Origin of the sequence: Nocardia sp. NPDC052316 (assembly GCF_044547795.1) — a bacterium.
Lineage (GTDB): Bacteria > Actinomycetota > Actinomycetes > Mycobacteriales > Mycobacteriaceae > Nocardia.
In genome coordinates this window covers 362,097-373,047 of record NZ_JBIUBB010000002.1, presented here as the reverse complement: position 1 = coordinate 373,047, position 10,951 = coordinate 362,097, and the positions used below count along the sequence as shown (strand labels likewise).

Genomic DNA, 10,951 nt, shown 5'->3' with positions numbered 1-10,951 from the left:
ATCGTAGCGATTGGGAGATGTTCTATGCCTGACGTTTTGGGCTGGCGGCGCAAGTTCGGGGTGCTCGCTCCGTCGACGAATACCGTGGTGGAGCCGGATTTCGCGCGCATGGGGGTGCCGGGGGTGACCGCGCATTTCGGTCGCATCCACATCCGGGACCAGAATATGGGTGACGACGCGGGCATGGACCGGCTGCTCGAACAGATCCGCGCCGAGATGGACGCGACCTGCGCGCGGGTGCTGACCTGCGAGCCGGATTACATGGTGATGGGCATGTCGGCCGAGACGTTCTGGGGCGGTGTGGCGGGCAACCAGAAGTTCGTGCGGCAGATCGAGGACGCGACCGGGCTGCAGGTCGCCACCGGCGCGGAGGCGTGCAGGCGCGCGCTGACGCTGAACGGCGCGAAGCGGATCGGCGTGGTGACGCCCTACCAGCCGATCGGTGACGCGAATGTCGTCCGGTTCTTCGGCGAGCTGGGTTTCGAGGTGGCCGCGATCAAGGGATTGCGCTGCCCCACCGCGGTATCCATCGCCCATGTGTCGGAGAGCGACCTGCGGGCCGCGCTGCGCGAGGTGGACAGCGACGATATCGACGCCCTCGTCCAGTGCGGCACCAATCTGTCCATGGTGCGCCTGGCCGACGAGGCCGAACGCTGGTTGAGCAAACCGGTGATCGCCATCAACGCCGCGACCTGGTGGATGGCGCTGCGCGACAACAGTATCCGGGACCGGATCGAGGGCGCGGGATCGCTACTGCGGGACCATTGAGCGGTCCTCGTCGCGCCGCCGGAGCCAGGCCGCGGTGCCGAGCAGACCCGCCGAGAGGACGAGCTCGCCCGCGTTGCCGAGTACTGGTATGACGGGCGCGGCTCCGGCGACCAGCGTCATGACCGCCGACGTCGCGAAGAGCAGGCGGTAGCGATGTCGGCGCCACAGGCCTATGCCTGCCGCGAGCACGGCCAAGCCTGCGATGATCGCGGGCAGTGCCGTCGCAGCGGAGCCGGTAGCGCCCGTATAGCGCAGCGCGCCCGCCCACCACCGGGGCCGCAAGTCGAGCTGAAGGACGTGCAGACTCCCGACCGCTATGAGCGCTACGGTCAGGCCAACCGCCGCGCGTCGAACGCCGGGCCGTCGCACCACCGGGATGTCCGCGCTATCCATCGCGGCGCGGGCCCACAGCACCAGCAACGGGGTCAGGATCGCGTGCAGTACGAAGCGCGGCACGCTCAGCAGCTCGAGTGGGCGCCCCTCACCTATCGTGCTCCCCAAGGCGAGCACGGCGTTGTCGTAGCACAGCGCCGTACACAACACCGTGGGCAGCAGGAACATCCGAGCAGCACCGGCGCGGATCCGCGATACACCGAACAGCGCGAGGACGAGATGCCCAGTTGCGAGCAGCAGGAAGAGCGCCGAAACGATCACAGGGAACCCATCGGGATGTACTTCAGCCTTCCAGTAGGCGGCGAGCCTGGCGGATCACGGCCAGATCCACCATTCTGCCTGCCTCGTCGAGCAGCACCCCGCCCGCCGCGGATTCGAAGCGGTCCACCAGCGCTCGCGCACGGTCCAACTCGTCCTCCGCTGGCGTGAATACCTCGTTGACCACCGGGAGCTGCGCCGGATGGATACAGGCGCGGCCACGGAAACCCATGCGCGCCAACGCCCACGTGGATTCGCGTAACCGCTGCGGGTCCCGGAAATCGGTGCTGACCGGTCCCAGCGGTGCCGCGATACCCGCCGCCGCACTGGCTAGTACCACCTGAGCGCGCACGGCCAGCAGTTCGCGGTCGTCGGCGCTCGGTTCGATACCCAGCTCGGCCCGCAGGTCCGCCTCGCCGAGCTGGAGGCGGGCCACCCGTGGGCCCGCGGCGATCGCGCGGGCGTCGAGTACGGCGGCCGCGCTCTCCAGCAGCGGACAGATTTTGATGGCGTCACGCCGCGGCTCGTACTCCCCCAGCACCTCGGCGGCGGCCCGGACCTGGTCCACCGTCTCGGTTTTCGCCAGGCAGACCGCCGACACCGCGGGCAGTGCTACCGCCGCCAGATCAGCTTGCCCGACAGCACCGGCGTTGACCCGGACCCAGATCTGTTGCCCGGCAACGGCTACCTCGCGCAACCAGGCGGACACCGCCGCGCGCGCCGCGTTCTTGTCGGCCGGCGGTACCGCGTCTTCCAGATCGAGCAGGATCACGTCCGCAGGACCGGCCAATGCTTTGCCGAACAGTTCCGGCCGGTTGCCGGGCACGTACAGCGCGGATCGCACCCGCGCGGCTCGGGTGGGCCGAGCACCGGGACCGCGGCCAGAGTCGAGCACCGATTCACAGTAACCAGGCGCTGCTCATCCGGTCAACAGTTCGAAACATAGTTTCTCTCAGAGAAACAGGAAAAGGCGGGCACCAGCATCGTGCAGCATCGATCCCCCTCCACCCAAAGCCATTCCGCCGCTTGACAGCCGTCCCGATGTAGGTGCTAATGAACACCAACGGCTAAGAAACGCCATTCCATCAAGGGAAACACCCTGGGCATTGCCGTTGGAGTCGCCATGAATTTCCGAGGTCCGGCCCTCGCCGCCGCTGCCGCCATCGTCACCTGTCTCAGCGCCACCGCCGCACCGGCCGCCGCCGCCGAGCTGTCCAGGCTGCCCGGTGTTGTCGACATTCCCTGCGCCGCAACCACTCTGCATCAGGGCGTCGACTGGTATCTACCGACCGGCGTGCCGAAGGGCATGGTCTGGATCCAACACGGCTTCGCCCGCACGCACAGCAATGTCGCGCAACTGGCCACCACCTTTGCCGCGGGCGGCTATCTCGTCTTCGCCCCCGCGCTGCCCTTCATCGATCTCGCCGGGTGCACGCTGCAGAATCTCGGCGACAACACCCGCTTCCTCGACAATGTCGCGAACCTGTTCGGCACCGCGGCACACCCGGACGGCGCACTGTCGCGCAGTCTCGCGGCCGCGGCCGCCGACGCGGGCAGGCCGCCCCCGCAACTGCCGCGCGACTTCGTCTTCGTCGGGCACTCCGCGGGCGCGGAAGCGGTCGAGTTCGTCGCGCACCGGCTGCACGTCGCCTACCCGGACACGTGGCACCGGCTGCGCGGACTGGTGCTGCTCGACCCGGTGAAGTCGTTCCTCGGCGACAACACCGACCGCGCGTTGGCCGACCTCGACCCCACCGATCTGCCGATCCTCACGATCGCCGCGCAACCGTCGCTGTGCAACAACCTCGGCAACGGCACCGACGCCGTGCAGCAACGCCTGAACCGCCCGTTCCTCGGCATCCGGCTCGGTAACGGTCTGCACACCGACGCCGAGGGCACCAGCTCGGATTCGATGGGCAACCTCCTGTGCGGCACCCCCGACGTGGCCAACACCTCGGTCCTGCAGGTGCTCGCGCGCGGCTGGTCCGACGACTTCATCGCAGGCACCAAAACGGCCGACTACTACCCCGCGACCACCGCCGAAGCGGTCACCGCCGCGCCGGCCGTCGCCGCCGCACCGGCCGCGACGATTCTGCCCGCGAACTGAGCGGCGGATCAGAGACCGACCGACCAGGGCTGTTTGCATCGAGGCCAGCTGGGCAAGCCGCTCGCGAGAGACCTTTGTGCCCGCTCGCCCTAGGAGGTGCGTCGAATGCCCGGATCCAGCCGTCGCTCGAAGTCGAAAACGCCGCCCGTCGTGCCCGGAGCGCCCGCCGTCGCCGCCGCCTCGGTGACCGAGCCGACCCAGCCGCACGAGCCGCTGCCGCCGAAGCCGGACCAGGCGGCGCCGCGACTGAGTACGCCGACCGGTGCGCCGGTCACGGCACCCGTCGAGGCGATGGCACAGCAGGGCGCCTACCTCACCACGGCGCAGGGCGCACGGCTGACCGATACCGACCACTCGCTCAAGGCCGGGCCGCGCGGGCCGGTACTGCTGCAAGACCACCACCTGCGCGAGAAGATCACCCACTTCGACCACGAACGCATCCCCGAGCGGGTCGTGCACGCCCGCGGCGCGGCTGCGCACGGGGTGTTCGCGGCCAACGGAGCGGCGGAGAAGATCTGCTGTGCGTCGCTGTTCGAGAAGGGTAAGGAGACGCCGGTTTTCGTGCGGTTCTCCACGGTGCTCGGCTCGCGCGGTTCGGCCGACACGGTGCGCGACACCCGCGGCTTCGCCACCAAGTTCTACACCGACGAGGGCGTGTTCGACCTCGTCGGCAACAACATCCCGGTGTTCTTCATCCAGGACGGCGTCAAATTCCCCGACATCATCCACGCGGGAAAGCCGCATCCGGACCGGGAGATCCCCCAGGCCCAGAGCGCGCACGACACCTTCTGGGACTTTGTCACGCTGCACACCGAGGCCACCGCGCACACCCTGTGGAACATGTCCGACCGTGGCATCCCGCGCTCCTATCGCATGATGGAGGGCTTCGGGGTCCACACCTTCCGGCTGATCAACGCGCGCGGCAAGACCGTCCTGGTGAAGTTCCACTGGAAGCCGAAACTCGGTGTGCACTCGCTGCTCTGGGAAGAGGCGCAGATCGCCGCGGGTGTCGATCCGGACATGCACCGCCGCGATCTGGCCGACGCCATCGAGGCAGGCGCCTTCCCGCAGTGGGATCTCGGCGTGCAGGTGTTCCCCGACACCGAAGACCAGACCTTCGAAGGCATCGATCTGCTCGACCCCACCAAGCTCGTTCCGGAAGAGCTGGCTCCGGTACAGGTCATCGGCACGATGACGCTCAACGCCAACCCGACGAACTACTTCGCACAGACCGAGCAGGTGGCCTTCCACCCCGGCCATCTGGTGCGCGGCATCGACCACACCGACGACCCGCTGTTGCAGGGCCGTTTGTTCTCCTACCTCGATACCCAGATCTCGCGCCTGGGTGGCCCCAACTTCGCGCAGCTGCCGATCAACCGTCCGCACGTCGGGACAAACGACATGTTCCGCGACGGAATGCACCAGAGCGCCGTACATTCCGGCGTCGCGCCGTACCGCCCGAACAGCCTCGACGGCGGTTGCCCCTTCCTGGCCGGAAACAAGGATGCGGCCCTGATCGAGTACCCGGAGGCGGTCGCGGGCAAGAAGGTGCGCGCGGCGCCGAAGAGTTTCGATGACCACTTCAGCTCGGCTCGGCTCTTCTACGCCAGCCTGTCGCCGGTCGAGCAGGCGCACGTCGCCAAGGCGTACACCTTCGAGTTGGGCAAGTGCTACGAGAAGGCGATCAAATTGCGCGCCGTGACGGTGCTGCGGCAGATCGACGAGCGGCTCGCCCAGACCGTCGCCGAAGGGCTCGGCCTGCCGCTTCCCGCGGGCAAGGCGAACAAGAAGGTCAAGGTGACGGTGTCGCCCGCGCTCTCCCAGCTCGGCGGTAAGTGGCCGACCGACGGCCGGATCATCGGCATCGTCGCCGACGAGACGGCCGACCTGAAGGACCTGGCCGCCACCGTCGCCACTATCTCCGCGCAGTCGATGACTCCGCTGGTGATCGCACCGCACGGCGGCGAACTCGAAAGGGGTGGAACGCAAGTGACGGTCTCGCGCACCCTCGACACCGTCCGCTCCATCGAGCTCGACGCGCTCGTCATCGCGAGCACCGTGGACGACCTGCGCCTCACCCTGCTTCTGCAGGAGGCGCATCGCCATCTCAAGGGGATCGCCTACACCCCCGACGGAGCGGGTGCCCTCCGTGCCGCCGGTATCTCGGACAGTTCCGCCGGTGTCGCGGCGACCAAGACCGTTGCCGCGGCATTCGACGCGATCGCCGCGCTGCTTCCTGAACATCGCGTGTGGGCCAGAGGCGCCGAATACAGCCAGTAATTCGGACGGATGCGGGTCGTTCGCACGTGCGGGCGACCCGCACACCATGTCCGTGAGCCGAGTGTGCCGAGCGCGTACGATATGCCACGCGAACAGGAACTCGTCATGACAAGCTCAGGACAAATGCTTCTCCCGACGGGACGGTTGTAGAGGTGACGGCTGACGCGCAGGATGGCTGGATCGGGTCGGCGCCGCACGCATCGGTGACGGACAGCGCCGTCGGCGTCGAGGGACTGGACAAACTCGCCCTGCACTTGGGCGATCTGGCGCGCTTCCTTCAGGAACAAGGCAGCGTCGAGGAGACCCTGCAGGGCATCGTCGATGCGGCGGTAGTAACGGTCCCCGGCGCCGAATACGCGGGGTTGTCGGTGGTGCGAGGTCGCGAAACCATGAGCACGCCTGCGGCATCCGCCGAGGTGGTCGATCAGGTGGACCAAGTACAGATCGACTTCCAGGAGGGTCCTTGCCTGGACGTGCTGTACGAAAAGCACACCGTGTGGTTGCCGAACACTGCCGAGGAGCGGCGCTGGCCGCGCTTCGCCGCCCGCGCGCGGGAGCTCGGGATCGGCAGCATGCTGTCGTTCCAGCTCTACGTCACCGGCGACGATCTCGGCGCGCTCAACCTGTACTCCCGCCACGCCGAGGCCTTCACCGACGAATCGGAGCAGGTGGGGCTGCTGTTCGCGACACACGCGGCGGTAGCGATGGCCGACGCTCAGGAGCGAGCGCACCTGAGCCAGGCCATGGGCACCCGCGACCTGATCGGCCAAGCCAAGGGCATTCTGATGGAGCGCTACAAGCTCACAAGCGTCCAAGCGTTCGCCCTGCTGGTGCGGGCCAGCCAGCACACCAACACCAAGCTCGCCGAGGTCGCCGAATACCTCACGCGCAGCGGTGAACTCGTCGGCAAGCGGGGCGGCGACGAATAGCCGACGGCCGGCCACGATGTGATACCGCAGCCGGTCGCCGCGTCGATGCGCCGCTATCAGGGCTTGTCGGGATCCAACGTGTCTTTGATCTTGCCGAGCAGACCCGCCTGGGTGCCCATCTCGGTCGAGCGCGGCTTGCCCTGCGAGCCGTCGTAGGTGACGTAGAGCTGCGGGTCCGGCGGCGGCGGAGCAGCCTTGTCCCCCAACGGAACCGGGTCGGGAATGAAGCCGTTCTTGTGCACCCCGTCCGGTGCGGTGCCGTGTGCCCATATGCCCTGATCGGCCGCAACGCCGTCGGACAGATGCCACAGGCTGGTCGCGTGTTCGGAGTGTTCCTCGTCGAACAGCGCGTTCGGGGTGATCGTGTCCTCGATACCGTCCGCCTTGAGCTGCGCGATCGCCGACAGCCACAAATTCTGGTGGTAGGTGTCGCGGGCCAGGTTGAACTTCAACATGTCCTTCACACCCGGGTCGTCGGTCATGTGGTACAGCCGTGCGGTCTGGATGCGACCCTGGGACTCGGCGGTGACGTTCGCGCGGAAATCGGCGAGCAGATTGCCGCTGGCCACGATGTAGCGGCCGTTCCACGGCACACCGTTGCTGTCGGCGAGCACCGGCCCACCACCGGACACGATCGCCTGCTGCGGGTCCATCCCGCCGAGCACCGCGGCGACCACCGGATCGCCCATCGCCGCCTGCGTGGCATGGGTCGCGGGCGCGCCCTCGAGCAGTCGGGCCACCATGGTCGCGATCATCTCCACGTGACCGATCTCCTCGGTCGCCACATCCATGATCATGTCCTTGTACTTGCCGGGCATCCGGCAGTTCCAGCCCTGGAACAAATACTGCATCGTCACGGTCATCTCACCGAAGGCGCCGCCGATGAGCTCCTGCAGTTTACGCGCGTACACCGGGTCCGGCTTCTCCGGTTTGACGTCGAACTGTAAATGGTCGGTATGTCGAAACATGTCGGGCCTCCAGCCGTGAAAGTAATCCCCTTCTCGACGCGTCTACCGCTGAATCCCTTGCCTAAACACGGTTTTCGCGCCCTACCGACAGATTTCCGTCGCCGCCGCACAGTAGAAATCCGCACGTGCGCTCATCCCGCGCGAACAGGGTGTACGGCTCGCGAAAGGGGTATACATGAGCAATCAATTCGCGGCCGCGGACGATCGGCCGGCCTCGCCGGGCCGCGGGTACGTCTAACCTTCGGCCAACTGTTGGGCTTTGGCGTAGGCGAGGTGCAGGAAGTCGGCGCCGGCCAGGGTGGCCATGCCGTCGGCCAGCAGGCGGGTTGCCCGCGGCGCGAAGACGTGGCCGATGGTGAAGGCGGTGACGGCCCAGACGTCGAAACAGAAAGGGCAGCTCAGCAATTCGCCGAAACTGTGCTGGATGCCCGCGTCGTCCTTCGGCTGCTCCATTACCTCACCGGGACCACCGGTGTCCTCGGTCTCCTCGGTGAACGGGGCCCGCAGGGGTCTGGTGACGGCGGCCTTGGTCACCGTGCGAGACAGTTTATGTGCGGCAGCGGCGGTGGTGATCAGGTCCCGCGCCGTCATGGCGCGCGGAAGTTGCCGATCGGTCACCCTGCCCAACAGTGCGACCGCGGCGACGATGAACGCGTAGAGCGTCATCGTCGCCGCGTAACCGCCCAAGCGGCGCTGATTCTCGGTCATGGGCGGAATACCGCCCGGATGCAGCCTTCCCGCTTGTTCTTGAAGATGTCGTACCCGCGTACCGCGTCCTCCAGCGGCATGTCGTGGGTGATCAGGTAGGACGGATCGAGATCACCCTGCTGGATGTAGTCGAACATCCGTGGCACGTAGCGCTGGCCGTGCTGCTGCGACGACCGGATCGTCAGCCCCTTGTTGGTCACCACACCCATCGGGAACTTGTCGGTCACGCCGTAGACGCCGAGCACCGAGACGATGCCGCCCTTGCGGCAGGCGATGATCGCCTCGCGCAGCGGCGTCGCGCGGTCGGTCTCCAGCCGCAGCAACTGCTTCGCGCGGTCGTAGATCTGCTGTAGTCCCGTGCCGTGCGCTTCCATCCCGACCGCCTCGATGCAGGCGTCCGGGCCGCGGCCGCCGGTCATTTCGCGCACCGCCGCCGGCACGCTGTCGACCGCGGTGTAGTCGATGGTCTCGGCGCCGAACTGCTTGCGCGCCAGCGCCAATCGCTCGGGGTAGCGGTCGATGACGATGACCTGTCCTGCGCCGAGCAGACGCGCGGTGTGCCCGGCCATCAGGCCGACCCCGCCGCTGCCCCACACCGCGACGGTGTCACCGGGTGCGATATCGCAGAAGTCCGCGCCCATCAGGCCGGTCGGCACGGCGTCGGAGAGGAACAGGGCCTGCTCGTCGGTGATGCCTTCGGGGATGGTGAAGCAGTTGACGTCGCCGAACGGCACGCGCACGTACTGCGCGTGCGAACCCTGATAGCCGCCGAACGGGTGGGTGTAGCCGTAGATTCCGCCGGTCGGATACCCGAGGATCGGCTGTTGCAGTTCGGCATTCGGGTTCGTGGTGTCGCACGACGACCACAGTTCGTGCTCGCAGAACCAGCACGACCCGCAGCCGATGAACGACGGAACCACCACGCGGTCACCGACTTTGCGCGCGGTGACCGCGCTGCCCACCTCGACTATCTCACCCATGAATTCGTGCCCGAACACGTCGCCTTCGCGCATGCCGGGCAGATAGCCGTCGATGAAATGCAGGTCCGAGCCACAGGTCGTGGTCAGCCCTACCCGCACGATGACGTCGTGCGGATTGAGTAATGACGGATCGTCGACGGTCTCCACCGCCAGTTCGTTGACGCCGTTCCAACACAGTGCACGCATTTGTCGTCTCCCAGGTCAGTGCGCGGCCGCACGCGCGCTCGGATTGTGTGCGAGGGTGGGCAGCTCACCGGTCTGCATCAGTGCACGAGCCCGGTACAGCGCCTTGAATGTTGCTGCGCCGGTAAGCAAGTCGGGCAGCGGCGACTTCACCCGCAGGGTTACCTCGGTCCCGAGGTCGCGCGGGGCGTCCCGGAACGTCACCCGGATCTCCGCGCCCTCGGACGGGTCACCGTTACCGGTGCTGCGCACGAAACGCAGGCCGTTCTCCTCCGTCTCCACCGTGGTATCCCAGGTGACCGACTCCTCGTCCGGGCGGTGCAGAATCCATTCGTAGCTCAACGGTCCCGTCGCACGGACCTCGGCAAGGTCACCGAGTACCCGCGACAACTTGTCCGGGTCACGCCAGAACTGTTCGACCTCGGCCCGCGGACGGTTGATGGTGACCGTCTGCGCGCCGCCGCTGCTACTGCCGGAGTCGATAACCTTGCCAACCAGATCTGTCAGCTGTTCCTTGGCCTTATCGATGTAACTCATCTGGACTCCTTCGAGGTCCGTCGGTGAATCAGGTTCGCGTGCTCGGATGTTCGCCGCGGCGCAGCGGCGGCATGTGTTCGACGGCACCGGCCACGGTGGCCAGTGTTCGGCTCGCGCCACGACATCCGGCCGCCAGCGGTGCCGGTGCGCGTCGCGACAACTGGTCGAGCCGGTCCCGCGACCGGTCCAGGAGCAGGTCCAACCGTTGGTGATCACGGCGTTGCAGCGTCAGAACGCTCAGCGCGCCACCGAGTTCCGTTTCCGTTTGAAGGGCAAGCGAGCGTGGCATCGGTCCTCCTCGGGAAACGCGGTATGCGAGTCGTCCACCGCCTACCCTGCCGCCGAGCGTGCAAACCACATCGGCGTATTCACCCGGCTCGCTCGAGGGGATAGTCGAGCACGTGCGCTGGGAATTCGCCCCGCTCCCGCCCCTCGGTGACGCGGCGCCGGCGTCGCATACCTCGGGCGCGAGCGGGCACTCGCGCGGCAAGAAGGTGAGTGTCCGGCCGTGCGCGCGATCGGCGCCATGCTGGTCGCCGACCACATCCGTCTCGACGCCATGGGCGCTGCGGTCGCGCTACCCAACGGCGTGCCACTGCCCTTGACGCCGAATGCCGAACAGTCCCAGCAGATGTGGGATACCGGGATGCGGTTCGGGCGCGACTTCGACCTGTCCTGGTTGCGCATGCAGGAGCGCTTCCACGTCCAGTCGCTGCAGGCCGGAGCTCGCCAGATGGAGCTGGGCACCGACGAGCGGGTAACGCGGCTGGCTCGCGACGCCGCACCGACCATTCAGCATCACCTCACCATGGTCCGGGACGCGATGACCACCTGCTGAGC

The 10,951-nt window shown here is 67.3% G+C and carries 11 protein-coding genes and 1 pseudogene; 5 read left to right on the top strand and 7 right to left on the bottom strand.

All coding sequences use genetic code 11. The features are described from left to right. Window positions 1–24 precede the first annotated feature (24 nt). Window positions 25–768 (top strand): arylmalonate decarboxylase, encoded by a 744-nt coding sequence (locus tag ACIHA7_RS08690; RefSeq protein ID WP_397287152.1) that lies wholly within the window; start codon window positions 25–27, stop codon window positions 766–768. Here ACIHA7_RS08690 and ACIHA7_RS08685 read toward each other — a convergent pair. Together ACIHA7_RS08685 and ACIHA7_RS08680 are read right to left on the bottom strand one after the other, a co-directional pair. Next, window positions 751–1,422, bottom strand: coding sequence for a hypothetical protein (locus ACIHA7_RS08685; protein WP_397287150.1), 672 nt, complete (start codon window positions 1,420–1,422; stop codon window positions 751–753). The two genes, ACIHA7_RS08690 and ACIHA7_RS08685, sit on opposite strands and share 18 nt — an antisense overlap. 22 nt (window positions 1,423–1,444) lie before the next feature. Next, window positions 1,445–2,314: an HpcH/HpaI aldolase/citrate lyase family protein gene (locus ACIHA7_RS08680; protein ID WP_397287148.1), complete on the bottom strand. Its 870-nt coding sequence runs from the start codon at window positions 2,312–2,314 to the stop codon at window positions 1,445–1,447. 228 nt (window positions 2,315–2,542) lie between these two features. On the opposite strand from ACIHA7_RS08680, the gene ACIHA7_RS08675 reads away from it, so the two are divergent. The 3 genes from ACIHA7_RS08675 (at window position 2,543) to ACIHA7_RS08665 (ending at window position 6,735) form a co-directional block, all read left to right on the top strand. Next, a complete protein-coding gene (locus ACIHA7_RS08675) occupies window positions 2,543–3,526 on the top strand; it encodes an alpha/beta hydrolase (RefSeq protein ID WP_397287146.1) in 984 nt (327 codons plus the stop codon). 105 nt (window positions 3,527–3,631) lie between these two features. Next, window positions 3,632–5,806, top strand: a complete 2,175-nt coding sequence (locus tag ACIHA7_RS08670; RefSeq protein ID WP_397287144.1) for a catalase — start codon at window positions 3,632–3,634, stop codon at window positions 5,804–5,806. Between the two features lie 152 nt (window positions 5,807–5,958). Beyond that, a complete protein-coding gene (locus ACIHA7_RS08665; protein WP_397287142.1) occupies window positions 5,959–6,735 on the top strand; it encodes a GAF and ANTAR domain-containing protein in 777 nt (258 codons plus the stop codon). A 56-nt stretch (window positions 6,736–6,791) separates the two neighbouring features. Here ACIHA7_RS08665 and ACIHA7_RS08660 read toward each other — a convergent pair whose 3' ends face one another. The 5 genes from ACIHA7_RS08660 to ACIHA7_RS08640 all read right to left on the bottom strand — a co-directional run bounded on the left by ACIHA7_RS08660 (window position 6,792) and on the right by ACIHA7_RS08640 (window position 10,400). Next, window positions 6,792–7,703, bottom strand: coding sequence for a manganese catalase family protein (locus tag ACIHA7_RS08660; protein ID WP_397287140.1), 912 nt, complete (start codon window positions 7,701–7,703; stop codon window positions 6,792–6,794). A 234-nt stretch (window positions 7,704–7,937) separates the two neighbouring features. Beyond that, window positions 7,938–8,411, bottom strand: coding sequence for a DUF1360 domain-containing protein (locus ACIHA7_RS08655; protein WP_397287138.1), 474 nt, complete (start codon window positions 8,409–8,411; stop codon window positions 7,938–7,940). Next, window positions 8,408–9,577, bottom strand: a complete 1,170-nt coding sequence (locus tag ACIHA7_RS08650; RefSeq protein WP_397287136.1) for a zinc-dependent alcohol dehydrogenase — start codon at window positions 9,575–9,577, stop codon at window positions 8,408–8,410. Before ACIHA7_RS08650 ends, ACIHA7_RS08655 begins: the two co-directional genes overlap by 4 nt. 15 nt (window positions 9,578–9,592) lie before the next feature. Next, window positions 9,593–10,111 (bottom strand): hypothetical protein, encoded by a 519-nt coding sequence (locus ACIHA7_RS08645; RefSeq protein WP_397287134.1) that lies wholly within the window; start codon window positions 10,109–10,111, stop codon window positions 9,593–9,595. A gap of 28 nt (window positions 10,112–10,139) precedes the next feature. After that, a complete protein-coding gene (locus ACIHA7_RS08640; RefSeq protein WP_397287132.1) occupies window positions 10,140–10,400 on the bottom strand; it encodes a hypothetical protein in 261 nt (86 codons plus the stop codon). 201 nt (window positions 10,401–10,601) lie between these two features. Between ACIHA7_RS08640 and ACIHA7_RS08635 the strand changes: the two are divergent. Continuing rightward, window positions 10,602–10,949: pseudogene (locus tag ACIHA7_RS08635) on the top strand (DUF4142 domain-containing protein); the annotation flags it as partial. Window positions 10,950–10,951 lie beyond the last annotated feature (2 nt).